This window comes from Rhodosalinus sp. 5P4, from assembly GCF_041365695.1.
GTDB lineage: Bacteria > Pseudomonadota > Alphaproteobacteria > Rhodobacterales > Rhodobacteraceae > Rhodosalinus.
Genome location: NZ_JBGFSJ010000004.1, coordinates 206,936 through 229,342 on the forward strand (window position 1 = coordinate 206,936; position 22,407 = coordinate 229,342).

19 protein-coding genes, 1 tRNA gene and 1 pseudogene are annotated in these 22,407 nt (G+C 67.0%); 7 read left to right on the top strand and 14 right to left on the bottom strand.

Annotated elements, in window-relative coordinates; all coding sequences use genetic code 11:
• Window positions 1–8 precede the first annotated feature (8 nt).
• Window positions 9–2,030 carry a CocE/NonD family hydrolase gene (locus AB6A69_RS08875; protein ID WP_371060501.1) on the bottom strand — a complete coding sequence of 674 codons (2,022 nt, stop codon included), beginning with the start codon at window positions 2,028–2,030 and terminating at the stop codon, window positions 9–11.
• A 117-nt stretch (window positions 2,031–2,147) separates the two neighbouring features.
• Between AB6A69_RS08875 and AB6A69_RS08880 the strand changes: the two genes are divergently transcribed.
• Window positions 2,148–2,957 (top strand): helix-turn-helix domain-containing protein, encoded by an 810-nt coding sequence (locus AB6A69_RS08880; protein ID WP_371060502.1) that lies wholly within the window; start codon window positions 2,148–2,150, stop codon window positions 2,955–2,957.
• 294 nt (window positions 2,958–3,251) lie between these two features.
• Here the strand turns inward: AB6A69_RS08880 and AB6A69_RS08885 are convergent, their stop codons facing one another.
• From AB6A69_RS08885 to AB6A69_RS08935, 11 genes and pseudogenes are all read right to left on the bottom strand, one after another.
• On the bottom strand, window positions 3,252–3,725 hold the full coding sequence (locus AB6A69_RS08885) for a pyridoxamine 5'-phosphate oxidase family protein (RefSeq protein WP_371055123.1): 474 nt from the start codon (window positions 3,723–3,725) through the stop codon (window positions 3,252–3,254).
• A gap of 171 nt (window positions 3,726–3,896) precedes the next feature.
• Window positions 3,897–5,558, bottom strand: coding sequence for a Calx-beta domain-containing protein (locus AB6A69_RS08890; protein WP_371060503.1), 1,662 nt, complete (start codon window positions 5,556–5,558; stop codon window positions 3,897–3,899).
• Window positions 5,555–6,070, bottom strand: a complete 516-nt coding sequence (locus tag AB6A69_RS08895) for a hypothetical protein (RefSeq protein ID WP_371060504.1) — start codon at window positions 6,068–6,070, stop codon at window positions 5,555–5,557. The genes AB6A69_RS08890 and AB6A69_RS08895 overlap by 4 nt, the downstream gene beginning before the upstream one ends.
• A 260-nt stretch (window positions 6,071–6,330) precedes the next feature.
• Window positions 6,331–6,724, bottom strand: a pseudogene (locus tag AB6A69_RS08900) (transposase); the annotation flags it as partial.
• A 64-nt stretch (window positions 6,725–6,788) separates the two neighbouring features.
• Window positions 6,789–7,700 carry a DMT family transporter gene (locus AB6A69_RS08905; protein WP_371060505.1) on the bottom strand — a complete coding sequence of 304 codons (912 nt, stop codon included), beginning with the start codon at window positions 7,698–7,700 and terminating at the stop codon, window positions 6,789–6,791.
• Between the two features lie 93 nt (window positions 7,701–7,793).
• Window positions 7,794–9,320, bottom strand: coding sequence for a carboxypeptidase M32 (locus AB6A69_RS08910; protein ID WP_371060506.1), 1,527 nt, complete (start codon window positions 9,318–9,320; stop codon window positions 7,794–7,796).
• Window positions 9,317–10,333, bottom strand: coding sequence for an ABC transporter ATP-binding protein (locus AB6A69_RS08915; RefSeq protein ID WP_371060507.1), 1,017 nt, complete (start codon window positions 10,331–10,333; stop codon window positions 9,317–9,319). The genes AB6A69_RS08910 and AB6A69_RS08915 overlap by 4 nt, the downstream gene beginning before the upstream one ends.
• Window positions 10,330–11,295 carry an ABC transporter ATP-binding protein gene (locus tag AB6A69_RS08920; protein WP_371060508.1) on the bottom strand — a complete coding sequence of 322 codons (966 nt, stop codon included), beginning with the start codon at window positions 11,293–11,295 and terminating at the stop codon, window positions 10,330–10,332. Before AB6A69_RS08920 ends, AB6A69_RS08915 begins: the two co-directional genes overlap by 4 nt.
• The gene (locus AB6A69_RS08925) at window positions 11,292–12,230 is read right to left on the bottom strand and encodes an ABC transporter permease (RefSeq protein ID WP_371060509.1); all 939 of its coding nucleotides are present in this window, start codon (window positions 12,228–12,230) and stop codon (window positions 11,292–11,294) included. Before AB6A69_RS08925 ends, AB6A69_RS08920 begins: the two co-directional genes overlap by 4 nt.
• On the bottom strand, window positions 12,227–13,201 hold the full coding sequence (locus AB6A69_RS08930) for an ABC transporter permease (protein ID WP_371060510.1): 975 nt from the start codon (window positions 13,199–13,201) through the stop codon (window positions 12,227–12,229). Before AB6A69_RS08930 ends, AB6A69_RS08925 begins: the two co-directional genes overlap by 4 nt.
• A gap of 64 nt (window positions 13,202–13,265) precedes the next feature.
• Window positions 13,266–14,840: an ABC transporter substrate-binding protein gene (locus tag AB6A69_RS08935; protein WP_371060511.1), complete on the bottom strand. Its 1,575-nt coding sequence runs from the start codon at window positions 14,838–14,840 to the stop codon at window positions 13,266–13,268.
• A gap of 185 nt (window positions 14,841–15,025) precedes the next feature.
• On the opposite strand from AB6A69_RS08935, the gene AB6A69_RS08940 reads away from it, so the two are divergent.
• Genes AB6A69_RS08940 through AB6A69_RS08965 form a run of 6 tightly spaced genes read left to right on the top strand, consistent with a single transcriptional unit; the run spans window position 15,026 to window position 20,276 of the window.
• Complete coding sequence (locus AB6A69_RS08940; RefSeq protein WP_371060512.1) at window positions 15,026–16,006, top strand: GntR family transcriptional regulator; 981 nt, start codon at window positions 15,026–15,028, stop codon at window positions 16,004–16,006.
• Window positions 16,003–16,704 (top strand): creatininase family protein, encoded by a 702-nt coding sequence (locus AB6A69_RS08945; protein WP_371060513.1) that lies wholly within the window; start codon window positions 16,003–16,005, stop codon window positions 16,702–16,704. The genes AB6A69_RS08940 and AB6A69_RS08945 overlap by 4 nt, the downstream gene beginning before the upstream one ends.
• Window positions 16,701–17,717, top strand: coding sequence for a ketopantoate reductase family protein (locus tag AB6A69_RS08950; protein WP_371060514.1), 1,017 nt, complete (start codon window positions 16,701–16,703; stop codon window positions 17,715–17,717). The genes AB6A69_RS08945 and AB6A69_RS08950 overlap by 4 nt, the downstream gene beginning before the upstream one ends.
• Window positions 17,708–18,457, top strand: a complete 750-nt coding sequence (locus tag AB6A69_RS08955; RefSeq protein ID WP_371060515.1) for an SDR family NAD(P)-dependent oxidoreductase — start codon at window positions 17,708–17,710, stop codon at window positions 18,455–18,457. The genes AB6A69_RS08950 and AB6A69_RS08955 overlap by 10 nt, the downstream gene beginning before the upstream one ends.
• A complete protein-coding gene (locus tag AB6A69_RS08960; protein WP_371060516.1) occupies window positions 18,454–19,353 on the top strand; it encodes a polysaccharide deacetylase in 900 nt (299 codons plus the stop codon). Before AB6A69_RS08955 ends, AB6A69_RS08960 begins: the two co-directional genes overlap by 4 nt.
• Window positions 19,350–20,276, top strand: a complete 927-nt coding sequence (locus AB6A69_RS08965; protein WP_371060517.1) for an isoaspartyl peptidase/L-asparaginase family protein — start codon at window positions 19,350–19,352, stop codon at window positions 20,274–20,276. Before AB6A69_RS08960 ends, AB6A69_RS08965 begins: the two co-directional genes overlap by 4 nt.
• A gap of 492 nt (window positions 20,277–20,768) precedes the next feature.
• Here AB6A69_RS08965 and AB6A69_RS08970 read toward each other — a convergent pair.
• Together AB6A69_RS08970 and AB6A69_RS08975 are read right to left on the bottom strand one after the other, a co-directional pair.
• Window positions 20,769–20,843, bottom strand: a tRNA-Gln gene (locus AB6A69_RS08970).
• 67 nt (window positions 20,844–20,910) lie between these two features.
• A complete protein-coding gene (locus tag AB6A69_RS08975; protein WP_371060518.1) occupies window positions 20,911–22,248 on the bottom strand; it encodes a mechanosensitive ion channel family protein in 1,338 nt (445 codons plus the stop codon).
• Between the last annotated feature and the right edge of the window lie 159 nt (window positions 22,249–22,407).

Below are 22,407 nucleotides of genomic sequence, written 5' to 3' on the forward strand. Positions count from 1 at the left end.
TCGCGCCATCACACCAACTGCCGCGGAATGCGCTCGTCCCAGCTTTCGTCGTGCACGAGGTCGTCGTTCTCCCAGGCGCGCGCCCGTGCCTTGACGATGAAATGCGTCGCGTCCGCGGTGAGCGTCGTCTCGGTCTCGCTGCGCATCTTCCAGTCGCCGCGCTCCAGCGCGTAATGCCAGCGCACGTCGCCGACGGCCGACGTGATGTCGCCCGGCCGCACCCGGTAGGATTCGTAACCCTGCGAATAGGTCGTCAGCTCGTTGCCGGCGATCCGCACCCGTCCACCACCCTCGGCAAGGCGCATTTCCATCTCGCCGGTGCGCGCATCCTCGACGATCTGCCAGTACTCTTCCGGCGCCTCCAGGACCTCCTTCTCGAGGGGCGGCGCGGCCTCCGGCGCCTCGAAGGCGGGGAGCGCGTCGTCCTCGGGAACCGGCGGCCGCAGCGGCAGGACGAGGCGCGAGCCTTCGGTGTGGACCGAGATCGTCACCTTCTCGGGCGCGGGCCAGATCATCGGGAAATAATTCGTCGAGATCGCGAGGCGGAGGCGGTGCCCGGGCCGGAACCGCTGCGCGACATGCTTCATCGGCACGGTGACCCTGTAGCGTTTGCCCGGCTCCAGCGGCTCGGGATGCTCGTGGCTGTCGCGGTGGGTCAGGTTCAGCACGCCGAAGGTGACGCGGGTGGACCGCCCGTCGGGATGGACGTCGCCGATCCGCACGGCGAGTTGCGCCACGGGCCGGTCCACCGAAAGCTCGAGCACGACCTGCGCGTCCCCCGCGATGTCGAGCGGGTCCTCGAGCGGTGCGGTCTCGAAGGTCAGGCTCCCGGCATCGTCCCGGCGCTTGTCGAGGGGCGCGTCGCCCGGTTTCGAATAGCCGCACCACTTGCCCGAGGCCATCCCGACATCGAGCGGGGTGGAATGTTCCAGCACCCCGTCGGGCGCCGTGGCCTCGCGTGACAGGCTGTGGTCGGCGCCCAGCCGGAATTCCGCGCGCTCCACGTTCGGGGAGGGCCAGGACGGCTCCGCGATCCACGCGCCCTCGCGGACCTCGTAATGGCCCGCGGGCTCGGCGCTGTTCATCCGGTAAAGGCGCAGCATCGGCTCGTCCATGATGCCGGTGTCCTTGCCCTTCAGCCAATGGTCCCACCAGCGCAGCTCTTCCTGCAGGAAGCCGATGGCCGGGCCGGGCTCACCGATATGCGGATAGCGGTGCGCCCAGGGACCGACGAGGCCCTTCCTCGGACCCTGGAGGTTCTCCATCAGACGGAACACCGCGCGGCAGTAGCCGTCGGGCCAGCCCGAGACCGCGTAGACGGGGATCTGGATCTTCGACCAGTCCTCGCAGACGGAGCCATGCTTCCAGAACTCGTCGCGGGTCTGGTGTTCGAGCCAGTTCTTCAGCCAGAGGCCGCTCCCCTTCAGCCGCTCTTTCCACATCTCGCGCCAGCGCTCGCCCACATGGCGCGGATCCGGCGGCAGCGTGTTGCGGCCGAACATGATCGACGCCCAGGAAAGCTGCTCTCCCAGAAGGCAGCCGCCCATGTAGTGCACGTCGTCGGCGTAACGGTCGTCGGTCGAGCACAGCGTGACGATCGCCTTCAGCGCCGGCGGCTGAAGCGCGGCGACCTGAAGCCCGTTGAACCCGCCCCACGAGATGCCGATCATGCCGAGATTGCCGTCGCACCAGGGCTGGCCGGCGATCCAGGAGATGGCATCGACGCCGTCCTGCAACTCCTGCGGCAGGTATTCGTCCGGCATCACCCCTTCCGAGTCGCCCGCGCCACGCAGGTCGAGGCGCACCACCGCATAGCCGTGACCGGCAAGATAGGGCTGCATCGTGGCGTCACGCTCGGCGGTGAAGTCGTTCTTGCGGTAGGGAAGATATTCGAGGATCGCCGGCACCGGGGCGTCCTCCGCCCCCTCGGGCATCCAGATCCGCGCCGCGAGGCGGCAGCCGTCCGGCATCGGGATTTCGGTATGCTCGATCTCCCGCACCGCGTGCGGGAAGGATCTGACGATCTTCATGCGTGACGCTCCGCTAATTGCCTTCAATTCACACAAGCATGCGCGGGGGTGCGACGCAATTTCGCGCCCTTTCGCGGATTGACACTCTTTGCGCATCCATGCGCTAAATGCACGGTCATGGATGATTTCGCCGACAACCTGTCCTTCCTGTGCTCGCACTATCCATCGATCGCGGAGGTGTGCCGCCGCCTCGGGATCAACCGCCAGCAATTCAACAAGTATCTCTCGGGGCAGTCGCGCCCGTCGCGGGCCAACATGCGCCGGATCTGCGATTTCTTCGGCGTGACCGAGGGAGAGATCGTCTCGGAGGCGTCGCAGCTGCGCAGCCTCGCCTCGGTGCGCACGCAGCCCTTCGCGTCCCCGGCGCTCGACGGCCCCATGGCCCATCTCGAACGCCTGATGCGCGCGAGCGGAAGCCTGCGCCGCTATGACGGATATTATTTCCGCTATTTCTACTCTTTCGGGAAGCCCGGGCGGATCACGAAATCCCTTGCGCGCATCTATCACGTCGACGGGCGTTGCTACTGGAAGAACCTCGAGCTCATCCGCGAGGGCGGGCGCGGCCCCGCCAATGCCATCAGCAAGTACGAAGGCGCGGTCTTCTTCCTGACCAACCGGATCTACATCGTCGAATACGAGGCGATGCAATCCAACTCGATCACGCAGATGACGCTCTATCCCAGCTATCACAGCCGGATCGGCCGGCTGACGGGTATCCAGACCGGCGGGCCGACCCGCCGGGGCCGCAAGCCCGGCGCGTCGATCGCGATGCTCGAGCATCTCGGCCAGCAGGTCGACGTGAAGCGGGCGCTTTACGGCTGCGGACTTTTCGCGCCCGACGCACCCGAGATCCCCGAAGGCGTGCCCGAGATGATCCGCAACAGGATTCCCGAAGGCGGCCACGTGCTGGAAGTCGAGGAACCCTGAACCGCACGCAGCGCGGCGCGAGAGAGGTCCGGCGTCTCGTCCGGAGTTACGGTCGCTCCCCGCGGCGCCCTCCCTCGAAACACATCCGCGGTTGCCGGGAGGCGGTCCGGTATCTGGATAACTGCTCCCGGGGCCGGCGCTCTGGATCGAGCCAAGGACGGCGCGCCCCACGAAAACCTCTGCCGAAGAAGATCCCCGAGGCCCGCTGCAAGCCGGGCAGCGGCCCCTGCCAGCGCGGCGGAGGCCGCTTTCAAATGTCGCGCGCTGCCGGCAGCGGCGCTGCCGGCAGCCGGTTCAGAAGACGACCCGTCCATGCACGCCCACATCGGGCATCTTGTCGGTCACGTTGGCCTTGGCGATCTCGTAGAGATACGCGGCGCCGCCTTCCGTGGCCCAGATCTCGCCCTCGTGGGGCGTGAACTTGACCAGCCGCACGGCGTCGTCGTCACGGCCATCGGGGAACCAGGCCGCGGCCATCGCGGACCAGAGTTCATCGAGCTTGGCGGCGTCGTTGGTTTCCTCGAGCTTGCCGAAGACGTTGGCGTAGAAATTTGCCCTGGGGTCGGCCACGTGGAACGACGCCTCGCCGCCGGATTTCGCCGCCCGGTCGGCCGCCGAACCGGCGGCGGTGATGAACCAGATCGCGTTCGCGTCCTTTTCGGGCATCGGCGACATCGGCACCGGCCTTTCGCCATCCGCCGCCAGAAGACCGGCGCGCACGTCGTCGAGACGGCTCCAGAATTCCTGCTTGAGTTCCGTATCTGCCATAAAGATTTTCCTTGCCCTGTGGTGAGAAATCGAATGGCGCGGCACGCTGTCGGTGCAGCGGCGCGCGCCCGCCCTTTGCTTGCGGCATGCGAGGGTGTCGGCTTCTCGGGCAAGGGTCAAGGGGCAGCGGCCGGAGGCGCCCCACGCCACGCTGAAACGCCTCGACGGGCGCTATTCCGGTGCGGCCAGATCGGCCGCCAGCCCGCCATGCGCGCGCCCGGCCGCTTCGTCGAGGCCGCCCGTGGCCGTGTCGAAATCCTCCATGTAGGCGCTTTCGATCTTGCCCGTCTCGACGTCCACAACGGCCCCCTGCGCGACGATCAGGTCGGCGGCGGTGTGGAACCGATAGCGAAGACGGCTGAGGGCGGGCTCCGCCTTGCCGTATTCTGGATCGCAGGGGCCGGGCGCGGTGCGGTCCGCCCGCAGGGGGCGCCCCTCTCCATCCAGCCAGATCTGAACGTCGACCGGGCGCGCCGAGGGGCCGTCGCCCGTGGTCATGTCGGGCCCGGGCGTCGCCGAAATATAGGGGCGCAGCGCCTCGGGGCTCATCCCGAACTCCTTGGCCAGTTCGCGCGCCACGGCATCCGCGGCCGCGCTCAGGGGCAGTTGCGTCTCGGGCGCATCCGGCGGCAGGCGCGGCACTTCGGGCTTCGGCGGGTCGAGCGGCGCCACCTTGACCGAGTGCAGCGTCAGAACGCTGCCGCCACCGCCCACGCTGCCCTGCTGCCTTCCGAACCCCTGGTAACTGCCATCCGGCCGCTCGAAAAGGACATAGTCGAACTCGATCCCGTCCACGCTGAACGCGCCTTTCCAGCCGGCATCGTCTCCGGCACCGATGTCTTCCGGTGATTGGCCGGGCAGGTCGCCGGCGATGGCGGCGAAATCCATGCCCCGGGCGCAGAAACGTGAAAGGGCCAGGTCGTGGCCCGTCGCTTGGCTCAGGGTCATGCGCGTGCCGCCGATGTGCTTGCGAAGCGTGCCCTTCATCGACCGGTACTGGAAGGCTTGCTGGTGAACAAGGCTGCCCTCGGAGAATATCTTCACGACGCCGCCGCCATGCTCGATCATCACGGGCTCTGCGGGGCGTGTGGTGTCCGTGATCCGAAGCGTCACGTCCCGCGGATCGAAGATCGCGGTGCCGGGCCCGTCGTGGCCCATAGAGACCCCGAAGCTTTCCGCACCCTCGCGCAGATCGTCCTCGTAGAGCGGGATCAGAAGCGTGGTCTCGGTCCTGCCTGCGGGAAGGTGGCCATAAACACGCGCTGCGGCGAAATCCGCGCCGGGCGTGGCGCTGCCGTCCTGCGGGGTCGCGGTGATGAAGACGGGCAGTTCGCTGTCGAACTCCTGGCGCACGGTGATTTCCGCCACTCCGCCTTCGGCGCCGCCACTGGCCGTGACGGTCAGATGCTCGTCGTCGTCCAAGATGGTCAGCGGCACCGATGCCGCGGCATTGATGACGCCCGGCATGTCGGAGGTACCCATGGGCGTGATGTTCTCGACCGTGGCCAGCAGTATCTCGCGATAGGGTTCGTCCTCGATATCGTCGAGAATGCTGAACGTCACCGTCTTCGAGATCTCGCCCGCGACGAAGGAAAACGGGACGACGGTCGGCGCGAAATCCACCCCGGCTGTCGCGCCAGTACCCTCCAGCCGGACCTGCCCGCTGAAGGCATTTTCGGCGGGCCTGTCCAGCCGGATGAGCAACCTTCCGGTCGTATCTGAGCCTTCGCGCATCTCGGGCGTCACGGCGTCCATCGTCAGCGTCTGGGCCGATGCCGTCACGGGAAGCGTGGCGAAGAGGATCAGCGCCGCGCGGACTGTCCGGAGGATCATGGCGCACCTTTCCCGGATTGGAGTTTCAGTTTTCCCGCAAACGCCGCGGCAAGCGCGTGTCGAGGCCGACATCGCCGAACGCGCGGGCCGTGGCGTCTGCGCAAGCGAAAGCCCGCGCGTAACGATCGGCCACCCCCACACGCCAGGGCGTTGCCCCCCGCTATGCGGTGGGCGTCGATCACGGCGACGATGCAGCTTTCCGGTGCGGCGTCGGCGACGGTGCTTACGATCAAGATCTTGCGTTCGCGCTCGCCGGCAAAGATCGTCCAGCGGTGGATCGTCGCGCAAGGCCGCATGCGCCCCTCGAGGCGCCTCCGGCGCCATTCGACGGTGTCGTGCGCGTCGTTGAATCTGGCGAAGCTCTCCCATGAGCCGAAGCGCGTCGCGCGGCCGTACCCCATGAAAATGCGCGCATCGGAAGCGCTCGGCATGACGCGGATGCCGTCCGGGCCGGGGCAGACGAGTTGTGCCTCCATGGCCGCCACGGTGGCCGGGACATGCTCGTCCGTCAAGGCGCGCTCCGCGCCCAGTCATGGGTCGAAGGAACACTATTTACCTCTTGAGCATGGGCCATGCCAGCCATGGCCACGACAAGAAGCAGAGCGCGGATCATTGCGGCGTCTCGACGGGGGGTCCCGGCAAAGCGCACTGTCAAGCGTACCGCGCCGTTCAGCTGCTCGTGCACCTCGAAGCTTGCCATCACCTGTCCGGACGGGCGCCCCACGGCGGGGGAGATCGCCCCTCACCGGCGCCCGGCAGTCGCCAACTTCATTCGGCTGTGCCCACCATGCTTACGCGCGTGCCGTTCGTCGGGGAAACCGTTCCCCGGAGCGTTTCCCGATCCTCCACGACCTTCGCCCTCGGCCTTGATCGCGGGTGCTGTCGACCAGCAGGTGCAGCAGTCCCTCGGAGCCGCGATACGGGATCTTGATGGCGTGGGTCTTCTGGCGACGCGGCAGAGTGCTGAAATCCGGCACGCTCCGGTCGAGGCCCACCAGGCGCGGCAAGCTCCCGACGAAGCCCGGCGCCTGCCGCGTCGACTTTGTCGCTCGGACCGATGGCGCGCCGATCTCGACCATGCCGAACGGCACCTTCATCGTCAGGCAGGCCCGAAGGGCGGCATCACTGTAGGTCCTTTGGCGGCCACGCTTGCCTGCCGGCGCGGCACCCCGCTACCAGGCTGAGTTACCGCGATGAAGCCCTGACAATACGTGTTCAACAATGCCCATTTCAACGATACGGCGCCGTAAGCCCCTTGCGCCGTTCGTGGTGAATGGCCAGAAACGATGCGATCACGACCAGCACCGCACCGAAAAGAAGAGAGGGCGTGGGGTACTCTCCGAAAAAGGCGATCCCGATGAGGGCGGCCACGACGAAGCGGAGATAGGGTACCGGTGCAAGGGCGCTCGCCTCGCCGACGCGGTAGGCCTCTATGGTCAGCCACATGCCCAACGCGCCCATCAAGCCGGTGAAGCAGACGACGACCCCATCCCTGAATGCCATGGGCTCCCAGAGAAGCCAGGCCACGGGCGCCGATCCGAGCGTCGTGACCAGACCAATCCAGATCATGATCGTAACGGTGTCCTCCGTTCGGCCCAGGAGGCGGTTCAAGACCACGATCACCGCGCCACCGGCCGCCCCGAGCAACCCGATCGCCACCCCTGTCACCGACGCGCTGGCAGTCGGGCCGACAGCCACCGAGATACCGACGAACCCCACGCCCGTCGCGACCCAGCGCATCCGGCCCACGCGCTCGCCCAGGAGGGGGGCGGCCAGCGCGACCACGAACAGCGACGTGGTGAAGGTCAGCGTCGTGGCAAGCGCGAAATCAAGGACCCGAAAGCTGATGTAGTAAAGCCACCAGGTCGCCAGGCTCGTCACGCCCCGAAGCACGTGCAGCATCGGCCGTGTCGTCAGGAGGCGCCGCACCGCCTTCATCCGCCAGAGGACCACCACCGACAGCACGAGCTGCGCCACCGACCGAAAGAACACGATCTGTGCCTCGTTCGCGACAGGCGCAGAAATGCGGACCAGCGTCGCCTCTACCGTGAACAGGACCGCAGCGAAGGCCAGCAGAAGCACGCCGCGCAAGTTGCCCGCGGCGACCTCCGCCGCGTCTGCAGGGTCTCGCGTCGGGATCATCGGATCACGTCCAGCACCGGGGGAAACGATCAGGACCTCGGTCGACCGGTTCGCGCGGCGCGGGCAGCACGAAAGGCCCCGTCAGGCGCACGCTCAGGCTCCAGCCGCGTCCGAGGCGTGTCCGAATTTGCCGTGCAAATACGCGAGGTAGGCTGTCGGGTCGTTCGCGACGGCCCCGATGCCCTCGAGGATCTCGGCCCGACTGCGGGACCGGCCGTGGCGCCAGACAAGATCGCCAAGCGCGTCGCGCAGGGCGGTCGTCTCGCCCCGGTCGAGGCCCTCGCGCACGGCCGGCATGGTCCCGTCCAGATGCGCCATGATCTGCGCCGCGGTGACATTGCCGATGGTATAGGTCGGGAAAGACCCGATATAGCCCGAAGACCAGTGCACATCTTGCAGGCAGCCAAGCCTGTCATTCGGGACCTGCAATCCCAGATCGCGCTGCATGGCCGCGTTCCAGACGGACGGAACATCGGCGGCCGCGAGGGAGCCGTCCATCAACGCCATCTCGATCTCGACGCGCAGCATGATGTGCAGGTCGTAGGTCAACTCGTCGGCCTCGACCCGGATCAGGCCGGGTTCGACCCGGTTCACGGAAGCGACGAATTCCTCTTCGGTCACGTCGGCGAGCTGATCGGGAAAGGTGTCGCGCAGGCGGCCGAAGTGACGCGCCCAGAACGCCGGGCTGCGACCGACATGGTTCTCCAGCAGGCGCGACTGGCTTTCGTGCATCCCGAAGCTCGTCCCCGCGACGGCATAGAGCCCGATCATGTCGGTCGCGTGCGCGCCGCGCGTCAGGCGCGGATCGGCGCCCATCTCGTACAGCGCATGACCGGTTTCGTGGATGCTGCCGAAGATCGACATGGGCAGGTAATTGCGCGCCCATCGCGAGGTGATGCGCACATCGTTGCGGGTGAAGCTGATCTCGAACGGATGCACGGCCGCGTCGAGCCGGCTGCGGTCCACGTCCAGGCCAAGCAGGCGGGCGGTCTCGAACGCAAAGGCCTGCTGATCGGCTTCGGGATAGTCGCGATAGAGAAAATCCGTCCGCGGTTGCGCCCGTCCTTGCGCCGCGTCGAGGATTGGCAGCAGGCCGGCGCGCAGCGTCGAGAAGAAGTCCGAAAGCGATGCCGCCGTCTCGCCCGGCTCGAAGATCCGAACCATAGGATCATAGGGATGGCTGTCATGCCCCAGCGCATCCGCCTGTTCGCGGGCGAGCGCGACAGTGCGTTCGAGATACGGACAGAAGATGGCAAAGTCCGACTTGGCGCGCGCCTCCACCCAGGCGGCGCCCGACAATGTGCTCTGTTCGGCCTGCGCGCGCAGCAGATCCGCCGGAATGCGGGAATGGTGATCGATCGCCGCGGCCACGGCCTCGGCCGCGCGGCGGTCGGCGTCGCTCGCGTCGTGTTCCGCCACCGCTTCCAGGGCGGCCGCGACGGCATCGCGCATGCCCGGCGCCAGAATCATGTCCCGGGCGATGCCTTTGAGCGTGGCGATCTGGTGCCCGCGCGTCTCCGCTCCGCCCTTGGGCATCATGGTCCGCGAATCCCACGTCAGCGCGTTCACCGCGCACAGAACATCGTTGAGGCGAGCGACGCGTGTCTGAAGGTCGGTCATGCCGCTTTCGCCTCTACGCCGCCATCGTTGAGGTGGCAGGCGACGCTGCGCCCCTCGCCCGCCGCCGTGAGGCGCGGAATCTCCACCCGGCAGCGCGGCCCTGCAAACGGACAGCGCGGATGAAATGCGCAGCCCGGCGGGGGATCTATCGGCGACGGGATTTCCCCCTTGACGGGCTCGAACACGCGCCTCCCGGTCCCCAGGGTCGGAACCGAGGCGAACAGCGCCTTCGTGTAGGGGTGTTCCGGCCGGGCGTAGAGTTCATCCGCCGGGGCAAGTTCCACCACGCGGCCCAGATACATGATCGCGACGCGGTCGCAGACATGGCGCACGACCGAAAGATCGTGGCTGATGAATAGCGCCGTGAGGCCCAGGTCGCGGCGCAGGTCCAGGAACAGGTTCAGCACCTGCGCCTGTATCGACACGTCGAGCGACGCGACCGCCTCGTCGAGCACCAGCAGGTCCGGCTGCATCGCCAGCGCCCGGGCGATGGCGATACGCTGCCGCTGCCCGCCGGAAAACTGGTGCGGCAGCCGGTCGGCATAGGCGCCCTCGAGCCCTACCTGTTGCAGAAGCTCGCGCGTGCGTTCGCGCACCTCGGACGAAGGCACGAGCCCATGCGTGCGCGGCCCCTCGGAAATCGTCTCGCCGACCTTCATGCGCGGATTGAGGCTCGCGAAGGGGTCCTGGTGGATCATCTGCACCCGCGTGGTAAGCTTGTTGACGTGATCCTCCCGCCCCTTGGCAACGGGCTTTCCGTCCAGCGTCACGGTACCTTCGGTCGGGGCGTAGATGCCGGACACGATGCGACCGAGCGTGGACTTGCCGCAGCCGGATTCTCCCACGATGCCCACAACCTCGCCGCGATCGACGCTCAGGGACACGTCGGTAACGGCATGAACCGCGCCCCCGGCCCTGCGGCCCGACAGGCGCGCGGTCAGCTTGTCAGCGAAGGTCACCTTAAGGGGAAAACGCTTCGACACATGGTCGACGACGAGAAGCGGCGCGGTCATGCAGCCTCCAGCGGGTGATGGCACAGGGCGGAATGGGTTCCGGAGCTCGTGAAGGGGGGCAAGGTCGCACAGATCTGCGTGGCACGCGGACACCGGTTGCGGAACGGGCAGCCCGAGGGCAAATGCGATAGTTGCGGGGTCGAGCCGGGGATCTGCGGCAGGTGCGTGCCCGGCGCGTGCTGTCCCGGAACGGAATCGAGCAGCCCCCGCGTATAGGGGTGGCGCGGCTGTCCGATCACCTCTTCGGCGGTGCCCCGCTCGACGATCTTGCCCGCGTACATCACGCAGATGTCATCAGCGAGCGACGAGACCACCGCCAGGTCATGCGTAACCCAGACGATGGCCGTATCCGTTTCGTCGGCGAGACGACGCACCTCGGCCAGGATCTGGCCCTGGATCGACACGTCTAGCGCGGTGGTCGGCTCGTCCGCGATGATGACCGCGGGGCGGTGGAGCAGCGCCGTGGCGATCGCCACGCGCTGGCGCATGCCGCCCGAAAGCTGGTGCGGATAGGCAGCCAGCCGCTCTTCGGGCGACGGGATGCCCACGGTCCCGAGCGCGTCGCGCGCACGATCGAGCGCCCGCGCCCTTGACATGGGTTCATGCACGCGCACGGCCATCGCCATCTGGTCGCCGATCCGCAGCACGGGGTTCAGCGTCATCATCGGGTCCTGGAACACCATCGCCACCTTACGCCCGCGCATCGACCGCATCCTGTCGGGCGAGAGCGCACGCAGGTCGGTCCCCTCGACCATGACGCGGCCTGCGCTTACGCGGCCCGGCTCCTCGATCAGGCCGAGGATCGAGAACCCCGTGACTGACTTGCCCGACCCGCTTTCGCCGACGAGACCCATGATCCGGCCGCGTTCGACGGCAAAGCTCACGCCATCGACGGCGGTGACGGTGCCGGCGCGGGTGTCGAACCGCGTCGTCAGCCCCTGAACATCGAGCGCGGCGCTCATCGGCTGCGCTTCGGATCGAGGACGGTGCGGACCTGGTCCCCGACCAGATTGATGGCGACAACGGTGATCATCAGAAAAATCCCCGGATAGATCGACAGCCAGTAGCGGTCGGAGTGGATGTACTTGAATCCGTTCGAGATGAGCGATCCCAGCGACGGTTCGGTCAGCGGCAGGCCCACGCCCAGAAACGACAACGTCGCCTCGAGCGCGATGGCCGACGCGACCTGGACCGTCGCCACGACGATAAGCGGCGGCAGCACGTTGGGCAGCAGGTGCCGGAACAGCACGCGATGCGTCGGCAGCGGGGTCGAGCGCGCTGCCTCGATATAGTCCTTTCCGCGCTCTACCGTCGCGGCGCCGTGAGTAGTGCGCGCGAAGTAGGCATATTGCGCAACCACGAGCGCCAGGATGATCTGCATGACCCCCTGCCCCAGCAGCGCCACCAGCACCAGCGCCAGCAGGATCGCCGGCATCGAGAGTTGCAGATCGACGATCCGCATGAGCAGAGATTCGATCCGCCCGCCGAAATAGGCTGCGGTCAGGCCGACCGTGATGCCGATGGCAAGCGCCAGCGCCCCCGCCGAGAGGCCGATCGTGAAACTCGTGCGCAGACCGTAGAAGATCGCCGACAGCATGTCGCGCCCGGCATTGTCGGTTCCCAGCAGGTGGACATACCCGCCCGAGCCCACGGTCCCGGGCCGCAAAAAGGCGTCGAGCCAGTCGAGCATCGCCATATCGTAAGGATCCTGGGGCGCCACGAGGGGCGCGCCGAAGGCGAGCAGCAGGAGCGTGACGATCACGATCAGCGCGCCGATCGCCACCCAGGACTGCCGGAAATCCGACCAGAAATTCTTCAGACGCGTGGCGCGCGTCTCGATCGGGGCGGCATCAGGCTCGGCGATCGGATCGACCGTTTTGATCGCGACGTCGGTCACTTCACACCCCCCAGCCGCACGCGGGGATCGAGCCGCGCGTAAATGATGTCGACAGTGAAATTGATGATGACGAACAGGATCACGACGAGGATCAGGTACGTGACCATCACCGGCCGATCGAGCGTCAGGATCGAGTCGATGATGAGCTTGCCCACGCCGGGCCAGTTGAAGACGCTTTCGGTCACCACCGCGAAGGCCAGCGTCGAGCCGAGTTCGAGTCCGAAGACCGTGACCACCGGGATCGAGATGTTGCGCAACACGTGGCGGAACACGATCTGCCGGTCGGGAAGGCCCTGCGCGCGCGCGAACTTGACGTAGTCGGTCTGCATCGCCTCGACCATCCCGGCCCGGGTCAGGCGGATCATCAGCCCCATCTTGAACAGAGACAGGTTGATCGCTGGCATGATGACGTGGCTCCAGCCATTGGCGGTAGCCAGCGAGGTGGTGACGCCGAAAATGGTGCCCTCGTCACCGCGCCCACCCGAGGGAAGCCAGCCCAGCTCTACTGCGAAGCCCATTATCAGCAGCATGCCGATCCAGAAGGTCGGCACCGAGAAACCGAGGATCGACAGCGCCATGATCGCCTTGGCCGCCACGCTTTTCGGGCGATAACCGGCATAGAGACCCGCCGGAATGCCGACCACGGTCGCGATGCCGATGGCGACAAGGACAAGCTCCAGCGTTGCCGGCAGGCGCGAGAACACCAGCCCCGTCACCGAGGTGTTGTAGACCATCGACTGGCCGAGGTCGCCCTGCGCCACATTGGCAAGGAAGGTTAGGTATTGGCGCCACAAGGGCTGGTCCAGACCGTATTGCGCGATGAGCCTTTCGCGCATCTCGGCCGTTGCGGCCGGATCGATCATCACGTCGATCGGGTTCCCGATGGCATAAACGCCGACGAAAACGATGATCGACATCGCGAAAACGACGATGATCGCCTGAAGCAGGCGGCTGATGATGAATCCAAACATGTCGCCTCGGGTGTATGGATCGGGCGCCCCGCGATGGGGCGCCCTGTTCCTTTTTCGGCCTGCGTTACTCGCTGGTGGGCTCGATGACCCAGGCCCGCGTTTCCTGGTCGACGCGCGGCTTGAACTCCAGCGTGTCGGCCTCGGCGGCCCAGACGGTCTGCAGGATCACCGTCGGGATCAGCGCCCGGTCCTCCATCGCGATGACGGAAGCCTGTTCGTACAGCGCGCGACGCGCTTCGGTATCCAGCGTCTGCGTACCCTCGACGAAGACCTCGTCGAATTCCGGGTTCGAATAGCCGGTCCGGTTGAAGTTGCCGAAGCCCTTCTCGGGGTCCTTGCTGTGGACCATCGCGCCGTAGGTATAGGCGGCTTCGCCGGTCAGAGTGCCCCAGGCGGACATCGCCATGGTGTATTCCTCGTTGGCCGCAGCCGGGAAGAAGACGGTGCCGTTGAGCGCCTGAGCGTTCACGGTCAGGCCCAGCCGCGACCACATCTGCGCCAGCGCCTCGCAGACCACGGCGTCGCCGGGGACGCGGTTGTTGGTGCAGGTGAAATCGATTTCGAAGCCGTCGGGATACCCCGCCTCGGCCAGCAGTTCGCGGGCCTGCTCGATATCGTATTCCTTTTCGCCAATTTCGTCCGAGTAGCCAAAGAAGCCTTCGGGCATCAACTGGTTGGCCGGCGTGCCGAGACCTTCAAGGACGACGTCCACGAGCACCTGGCGGTTGATTGCGAGGTCGAGCGCCTTGCGCACGCGCAGATCCTGAAGCGGGTTTCCCTCGACCTCTTCACCGTTGACGCGGATCGGCTGGGGTTCTTCGTCCTTCACCGACGGCTGCACGTTCAGGATGTAGACCGAATCCGACGTGAACGTCTCGATGTCGGGGTCGTTCTCCATCGACAGGAAGTCCGTCGCGGGGACGTAGTTGATCAGGTCAACCTGGCCCGACCGCAGCGCCGCAACACGGGCGGCATCGTCAGGAATTTCCTTGCGGACGACGCGCTCCCAGGGGGTGTCGCCACGCCAATGGCCCTCGTAGCGCTCCAGCACCAGGTCGCCCTTGGGCTCCCAGGAGACGAACTTGTAGGGCCCGGTGCCGATGGCGGCCTCGCCCGAGTTGAACTCTTCGTTGCCCGCGCCCTCACCTGTTTCCGACGGCACGATGAACATTCGGGTGAAGTCGTTCGGCAGAGCCGGCGCGATACCCTTGGTGTGCACACGCACGGTGTAGTCGTCGATCACTTCGACCGATTCGACGTACTTGGTATAAAGCGTCATCGACATCGGGCCGGTCACGTTCGGGATCCGGTCGATCGAATACTTCACGTCCTCAGCCGTGAAGGGCGTGCCATCGTGAAAGGTGACCCCTTCGCGCAGCTTGAAGTCCCAAGCCGTGTCGGTGACAGGCTCCCAGCTGACGGCAAGGCCCGGCTTCAGCTGCAAGGTTTCGTCGGCATCGACCAGCGTGTCGTAGATGTGGCGCAGGGCTTCAGCCTGGCTGCCCAGCGTCGACCAGTGCGGGTCGATCGAGTCGGGCCCGGCGCGCAGGCCGATCGTGAGCTCCTGCGAGAACGCGGCCGGCGCCGCGGCCAGCAATGCGGCGACCGCGATCCCGGTCCTGAGTGAATTTCTGAGCATAGTGCCTCCCGTCCATGTGTTACAGTTGTCTGTGACACTACGACCGCGTCATGGGCGTCCGTCAATAAGAAAATTGCAAAACCCGCAAGATCCGCTACGCAAAAGCGGCAGCATGCGAAATAAATGTGCTTGAGGGCCGGATCGTTATCCTGCAATGATACACTATGGTGGACTGTAAACCACAGATGGATAGCACATTCGAACGCCTCGCCGTGGCGATCGACAAGTCGTCGTCGGTGTCCGTCTCGGTCCAATTGCGCGGTGCCTTGGAATACGGCATCGCCTCGGGCGACATACCGCCCGGCACGCGCCTGCCCTCGGTCAGGCGGCTCGCAGGGCATCTGGGCATGTCGCCCGTCACGGTCGGCAACGTCTATTCCGCGCTGCGGGAGGCCGGACATGTCGAGGGGCGGGTCGGCACTGGCACATTCGTCACCCACGGAGGGGTCTCGCACCAGCAGGCCCAGTCTCTGCGCGATGTCGAGCGCTGCATCGGCGAACTGGTGCGCCTGGGCCAGGAGGCCGGCCTCTCCCGGGCGGAACTCGCCTATCGCGTATCGACGGCGTCCTTTCGTCCGGGACATGTGCGTGTGCTGATGCTGGGTACGTTCCACGACGCGACCGCGGCCTATGCCGAGGACATCCAACCCTTCCTGCGCCCCGGTGACGAGATCCTCGCCCGCACCACCGAGCAGCTTGTCCGAGACCGCCCCGAGAGGATCGATATCGTCGTCACACCGCGCACCCTGCGCGTCGAGGCGCAGGCGCTTTTCCCCGGCATACCCGTCGTTGGCATCACGCTCATCCCGAAAGAAGCGACGCGCATCGCGCTCGCGGCCATCGCACCGCAGGCACAGGTCGCGGTGGTATCCTATTTCCCGGAATTCCTGCCCGTGATGCGCGCCGGCGTCCTGCGCTTCGCGCCGCACGTCACCCGCGTGACCGGCGCCGTCAGCGACGACGACGACCTGCCGGGCCTGTTGTCGCGCGCCGACGTGATCGTCCACTCGACCGGCGCCGATAACCTGCGGCAAGGCTTGCGCGCCGACCAGATGGCCATCGAATACCGCCACACCCCAGACAGCCACGCGATCGAGACCGACCTGCTGCCGGCGATCGACGCCTGCCGCGGACGAACGCCAGACAAGGAGGAACACGCGCCTTGAAGATTTCCGAAAGCAACTGGTTCGAGGTCGAGAAATACCTCGAAACGGACGACCGCTGCGTCCTGCCGCTGGGTTCGACTGAACAGCATGCCTACCTGTCTCTCTCGGTCGACTCGATCCTGTCGGAAAAGGTCGCGGCCGACGCGGCCGAGCCGCTGGGCGTACCGGTCTTTCCCGCGGTGGCCTACGGTCTTACGCCGTACTTCATGGCCTACCCCGGCAGCGTGTCCCTGAAGCTCGCGACCTACGCGGCGCTTCTGCGCGATATCCTCGACAGCCTTTACGCCACCGGGTTCAGGCGCGTCCTGATCGTCAACGGACATGGCGGCAACAGCCCGGTCCAGCCCGTGACGATGGAATGGATGGAAGCGCATGACAGCGCCCGCTGCCGCTTCCACGACTGGTGGCGCGCGCCCCGGACATGGGCCTGCGTGCAGGAGATCGACCCGGTCGCCAGCCACGCCTCGTGGATGGAAAACTTCCCCTGGACCCGCCTGCCCGGCCGTGACCTTCCGACGGAACAGAAGCCGTTCGTGCCGTTCGAAAAACTGCGCGACCGCAATGCAGCGGGTGTCCGCGAACTGATCGGCGACGGCAATTACGGTGGCGTCTACCAGAAGCCCGACGCCGAGACCGACCGTCTCTGGTCCATCGCCGTGGAGGAAACGCGCGCCCAGCTGGAAGGCGACTGGGCATGAGCGAGCCGATCCTGATCTGGGGCGCCGGCGCCATCGGCGGAATTCTGGGCGCCTATCTCGCCCGAGCGGGCCATGACGTACGCATGGTGGACATCGTCGAGGATCACGTCCGCGCCATGCGCGAGGACGGGCTGGTCATCGAGGGCCCGGTCGAGGCATTCACGCAGAAGCTGCCCGCAAGCACGCCCGCCGAACTGAAAGGCCGGTTCCAGCGCATCATCCTCGCGGTCAAGGCGCATCATACCGAGGCGGCGCTCGACATGCTCGTGCCGCATCTCGCACCGGGGGGCTTCGTCGTCTCGGCGCAGAACGGGCTGAACGAGATCGCCATCGCCAACCGCATCGGTACGCAGAACACTGTCGGCTGCTTCGTGAACTACGGCGCCGACTGGCTGGAACCTGGCCGCATCCTGTATGGCAACCGGGCCGCCGTCGCGGTGGGGGAGCTGGACGGCCGCAACATCGACCGGACGCGCGAAATTCACGCCCTGCTTCGTATCGTGGAACCCAACGCGGTTCTGACCGACAATATCTGGGGTTACCTCTGGGGCAAGCTTGGCTACGGCGCGCTGTTGTTCGCGACCGCGTTGACGCCGCTTTCGATGTCGGACGCAATGGCACGCCCCGAGCATCGCGCCGTATACCAGGCGCTGGGTCACGAGGTCATGCGCCTTGCCGCGGCGCAGGGCATCGAGCCGCTCGGGTTCAACGGTTTCGACCCCGAAGCCTTCCGCATCGCCGATACCGCACGGATGGCGGCATCGCTGGATGCGATGGTCGAACACAACCGCCACACGGCCAAGACCCATTCCGGCATCTGGCGCGACCTCGCCGTGCGCAAGCGGCGCACCGAGGTCGACGCACAGGTCGGCCTGCTGGTCGATCTCGGCCGCGAGCACGGGGTCGAGACCCCCACGCTGGCGCGCATGGTCCAGCTGATCCACGACATCGAGGAAGGGCGCCGCGAACAGTCGCCGGACCTCGTCAGCGAGATGGTGCCGCTATGCAGTTGAGCCTCGAGGGCCGGGTCTTCGCCGTCACCGGCGCCGCGCAGGGTATCGGCGCCGCCATCGTCGCTTCGCTGGCCGATGCCGGCGCGACCGTCGCCGCCATCGATATCGACGAGGACGGCATGGCGAGCCTGGCACATCGCGCCACGACCCATGCCGCCGATCTGGGCAGCCGCGACGGCGCGCGCAGCGCGATCGCGGATGTCGAGGCGCTGCATGGCCGCCTTGATGGCCTTGTGACGGCCGCCGGCGGTGTGCGCGGCCAGGCCGGCCGTCCGATCGAGGAGATTTCCGAAGCCGACTGGCGCGCGATCTTCGCCGCCAATGTCGATGCCGCGATGTGGTGCGCGCAGGCCGCCGCACCCGGCATGAAGGCACGCGGCTGGGGCCGGGTCGTGACCATCTCCTCGGGTGCGGGGCTGCGGCCAAGCCTGACGGGGATCCAGGCTTACGCCTCGGCCAAGCACGCGCTTGTGGGACTGACCCGCCAGTTGGCGCTGGAACTGGGCCCGCATGGCGTCACGGTGAACTCCGTCGCTCCCGGCTTCATCCTGTCGAACCCTTCCACCGAGCGCCAATGGGACGCGTTCGGCCCAGAGCGACAGAAACAGATCGTTCAGGGCATCCACATGCGCCGTCTCGGACGGGCCGAGGACATCGCCAACGCCGTCGTCTTCCTGGCCTCGGATCGGGCGGAATGGATCACCGGGCAGATTCTCCCGGTCGACGGAGGACATGCATGAGCGAACCGCATGGCTGGGACGAGACCACCTGGCGCGGGCTGGTGAACCAGGTCCGTGCGGGCCGCAACCTCAGGCCAGACACATGGCCCGGGGGCGCGCGCTGCGCCGTGGCGCTGTCCTTCGACAGCGATCACGAAACCAACGAGCTGCGTGACGGCGGCCAGTCGCCCGCGCGCCTGTCATGGGGCGAATTCGGCAGCCGGCGCGGACTCCCGCGCATCCGCGCCGCTCTCGACCGGCACGGCTTCAAGGCCAGCTTCTTCGTCCCGGCCGTCTCGGCGCTGCTGCACCCCGACGAACAGCGTGACCTGGCGCAGGACGGCCACGAGATCGGACTGCATGGCTGGATTCACGAGGTGAACTCGCGCCTCGACCACGCGACAGAGCGCGACCTGATGTTCCGCGCGGCCGACACGCTGGAGCGGCTCGCCGGGACGCGGCCGGTCGGCATGCGCACGCCATCGTGGGATTACAGCCCCAACACGCTCGCCATCGCGCGCGAACTCGGGCTTGCCTACGACAGCTCGCTGTTCGCGGACGACGATCCCTACGAGATCGTGGCCGATGGCGAACCCACCGGGATCGTCGAGCTGCCGGTCGAATGGATCCGCGACGACGCCGTCTACTTCACGATGAACCGCTTTGGCGCGCAACGCCCCTACACCCCGCCCGAAGCCGTGCTGGACATCTTCACGCGAGAGTTCGAGGGCGCCTACGCCGATGGCGGGCTTTTCCTGCTGACCATGCACCCGCATGTGATCGGCTACCGCAGCCGGATGTTCATTCTCGAAACGCTTCTCGAACGCATTGCCGACAGGGGCGATTGCTGGGTCGCCACCCATGCCGACATCGCGCGCCACTGCGCCGCTGCGGCCGGACTGAAAGGACAGACATGACTTACGCCCTTGCCATTCACGGTGGCGCCGGAACCATCCTGAAATCGAAGATCACCCCTGAACTGGAGCGTGCGTATCACGCGGGCCTCGCCCGCGCTCTCGAAGCTGGCGAGGCAATCCTGAAAGACGGCGGCCCCGCCCTTGATGCGGTCACGGCAGCGGTCTGCGCGCTCGAGAACGAGCCCCTGTTCAACGCCGGACGTGGCGCCGTCTTCAACGCCGATGGCAAGCAGGAGATGGACGCCGCCGTGATGGACGGCGCAACGCGCCGCGCCGGCGCCGTTGCCGGCATTTTCGGACCCCGCAACCCCGTCCGCGCGGCGCGCGCCATCATGGAGCGCACCGATCACGTCATGCTGATCGGCGAGAATGCGCTCCGGATCGCCAGTGATGCGGGTCTGCCATTCGAGGACGAGAGCTATTTCTTCACGCAAGCGCGTTGGGACGCGCTTCAGGAAACGCTCGAGATGCGTGAAGAAGGCGCGGAGAACGATGACCCCGCACGACGCCACGGCACGGTCGGCGCCGTCGCCTGCGACGCGTCGGGCCATGTCGCGGCAGCCACCTCCACGGGCGGCATGACCGCGAAGGCCCCGGGCCGCGTCGGGGACACGCCCCTGATCGGGTCCGGCACATTTGCCGACGACGCGACATGCGCCGTGTCCGCAACCGGGCATGGCGAGGTCTTCATCCGCTGGAATGCCGCCGCCGAGATCAGCGCGCGCATGCGCCATCTCGACGAACCGATCGAAACCGCGGCCGAGCATGTCGTGATGCAGGATCTCGCCCAGAATGACGGGTCCGGCGGCCTGATCGCCGTGGACGCGGCGGGCCGCATCGCCATGCCCTTCAACTGTGAAGGCATGTATCGCGGCATGGTCAGAAGCGGCGAACCACGGAAGACGCTCATCTACCGCGCATAGCGACGCCACCCGCGCGCAGGACGATTCACGAAGACGCGCGGCAGGGCGCCGTGCCGTTTTCGCTCCGCCCGCGCGTTGATGGTGTGACCGCCCCTCGTCGTCATCGTACGGCGCGGCACGGGCTGTTCCGCAAGAAGTGCACGTTTCTCGGCATTCGAGAGATGGTTGCGGGCCCGGATCACCTCCATGACCTCCTCGTCCGCCGCGTCTGCCGCGTCGATCTCGTCTTGCTTGGTGAAGGCGTATTTCGACGGGTCTTTCGGGGCGTGCCGGCAGAAGCGGTTCTTGCCGTGGCTTTCCCGTGGGACTTCGGAAGCCGTGCCGTCCAGGCGAAGAAGGCTTTCTGCTGCTCCTCGGCGATCAGGCTGAGGCCCGCGCGGGCGCGATGTATCCCATCATGTATCCCACCCGGAGCGGACTGGGATACACTGGTTTCCGCGTTACACGCGGAAGCCCAATCTTCCTGGGCTTTCTGGTGATTTCCGGACGTCATGGCTGGGGTGGTAGGATTCGAACCTACGGTACACGGTACCAAAAACCGCTGCCTTACCACTTGGCTACACCCCAGCGGTGGGGCGCTAGTTACTCCCGGCGCCGGCGCGACGCAAGCCCTCGCTGCGGGAAAATGGCCTCCTCATTCGCGGGCGGCATCGCCGCTCAGAAGGTTTTGCGCCCCGGCGTCGGACCGTTCTTCCCGGACGATCTGGTCGAGGGCCTGTTCGTCGTAGGCGGCCACGTCCTGCGGCTCCCGCAAGCTGTGACCGGCGGCGGGGACCGCGCCGCGCGGCGCGGTCGCGTTCGCGTCGGGCGGGGCGACGCGCATGACGCGGTATGTGGGTTCCGGCATTTCGATGCCCGCCTCCGCGAACGCTGCCATGACGAGGCGGATCGCCTCCCCGCGCGCGGGATAGAAGCTGCTCTCCCGCTGCGAGATCCACGCCGTGAGCCGCAGGGCCACGGAACTGTCACCCGCCTCGTGGACCCATACGCTCGCCGCCGGCCGATCCAGAACGAAGGGCAACGCTTGCAGCGTCCCGGCGGCGATTCGCTGCGCTTCGGCCAGGTCGGTGTCCGGCGCGACGCCGAGATCGAACACGATCCGGGTGGCGTCGTTGCGCGTGTAGTTCACGAGCCTGCTCTTGAAGACGGTCGCGTTCGGGATTCGGACGTGATTGCCGTCATGGGACAGAAGGATCGTGGCGCGGCTCGTCAGGCGGACCACCTTGCCGACATCACCCTCGATCTCGACCGTGTCGTCGGGGTCGAAGGGCTGACGGATCGAGAGCATGATCGACGCGATGAAGTTTTCCACCGTGTCCCGGACCGCGAAGCCGACGGCAAGGCCGATGAGGCCGGCCGCCCCGAGGATCGTGCCGAGAAGCGCCGTGGCGCCCAGGATGTCGAGCCCGGCGACGAGCCCGGCGAGCACGAATCCCAGCCGCACGAGCTGGCGGTAGATATCCGCAATGAAACCGTTCGGCGCGAGGCGTCGCCACGGTCCGCGCCAGCGCGTGATCAGCCAGCCGATGGCGGCGACGGCGACGAAAACGGCCGCCGCGACCGAGAGAAGCGGCAAGGTGGAGACCACCTGCCGCCAACGCGCGCGCAGGCGCTCCATCGCGGGATCGAGGCGTTCGGCGACCGCGGTGGTCTCGGCGACCTGATTGCGCACGGTGATCACCTCGGAAAGGCGGTTGGCGATCTCGTCGAGCTGCGCGATCGCCGCGCCGTCGACGGCAGTTCCCCGGAAAGTGACGATGCCCTCTCTCACCGTCACCGTGACGTCGTCGTACCCGTCGAGCTCGGACAGGATGCCGCGCAGGCGCGTGGCGATGGCGGCGTCCGTCGCGGCGTCGTTCTCGAGCTGGATCGCGGGGCCGGTCGCGGGCGCGGGCGTCTGCTGCGCGAAGGCCGCGGCAGGTGCGATTGCGCCCAGAACGAGCGCGAGGAAGAGGGGCGCGAGGCGCGACATGCGGCGGCTCCGTCGGCGGCGGTCTCCGCTCACACTACAGCGCCACGTCGCCCGGGCAAGCCGTGGCGCGCCGCCACCAGGACCGCCCCGGGGGCTGGGAAAGCCGCCGCCCGTCCGCGGCCCATGCGGAAGCTGGAGCAAGACCGCGTCGTGGCGCGG

Bases quoted from the DNA above. Each gene is read 5' to 3' on its own strand.
- AB6A69_RS08875 (WP_371060501.1), bottom strand. From the start codon at position 2,030: ATGAAGATCGTCAGATCCTTCCCGCACGCGGTGCGGGAGATCGAGCAT.
- AB6A69_RS08880 (WP_371060502.1), top strand. From the start codon at position 2,148: ATGGATGATTTCGCCGACAACCTGTCCTTCCTGTGCTCGCACTATCCA.
- AB6A69_RS08885 (WP_371055123.1), bottom strand. From the start codon at position 3,725: ATGGCAGATACGGAACTCAAGCAGGAATTCTGGAGCCGTCTCGACGAC.
- AB6A69_RS08890 (WP_371060503.1), bottom strand. From the start codon at position 5,558: ATGATCCTCCGGACAGTCCGCGCGGCGCTGATCCTCTTCGCCACGCTT.
- AB6A69_RS08905 (WP_371060505.1), bottom strand. From the start codon at position 7,700: ATGATCCCGACGCGAGACCCTGCAGACGCGGCGGAGGTCGCCGCGGGC.
- AB6A69_RS08910 (WP_371060506.1), bottom strand. From the start codon at position 9,320: ATGACCGACCTTCAGACACGCGTCGCTCGCCTCAACGATGTTCTGTGC.
- AB6A69_RS08915 (WP_371060507.1), bottom strand. From the start codon at position 10,333: ATGACCGCGCCGCTTCTCGTCGTCGACCATGTGTCGAAGCGTTTTCCC.
- AB6A69_RS08920 (WP_371060508.1), bottom strand. From the start codon at position 11,295: ATGAGCGCCGCGCTCGATGTTCAGGGGCTGACGACGCGGTTCGACACC.
- AB6A69_RS08930 (WP_371060510.1), bottom strand. From the start codon at position 13,201: ATGTTTGGATTCATCATCAGCCGCCTGCTTCAGGCGATCATCGTCGTT.
- AB6A69_RS08935 (WP_371060511.1), bottom strand. From the start codon at position 14,840: ATGCTCAGAAATTCACTCAGGACCGGGATCGCGGTCGCCGCATTGCTG.
- AB6A69_RS08940 (WP_371060512.1), top strand. From the start codon at position 15,026: ATGGATAGCACATTCGAACGCCTCGCCGTGGCGATCGACAAGTCGTCG.
- AB6A69_RS08950 (WP_371060514.1), top strand. From the start codon at position 16,701: ATGAGCGAGCCGATCCTGATCTGGGGCGCCGGCGCCATCGGCGGAATT.
- AB6A69_RS08955 (WP_371060515.1), top strand. From the start codon at position 17,708: ATGCAGTTGAGCCTCGAGGGCCGGGTCTTCGCCGTCACCGGCGCCGCG.
- AB6A69_RS08960 (WP_371060516.1), top strand. From the start codon at position 18,454: ATGAGCGAACCGCATGGCTGGGACGAGACCACCTGGCGCGGGCTGGTG.
- AB6A69_RS08965 (WP_371060517.1), top strand. From the start codon at position 19,350: ATGACTTACGCCCTTGCCATTCACGGTGGCGCCGGAACCATCCTGAAA.
- AB6A69_RS08975 (WP_371060518.1), bottom strand. From the start codon at position 22,248: ATGTCGCGCCTCGCGCCCCTCTTCCTCGCGCTCGTTCTGGGCGCAATC.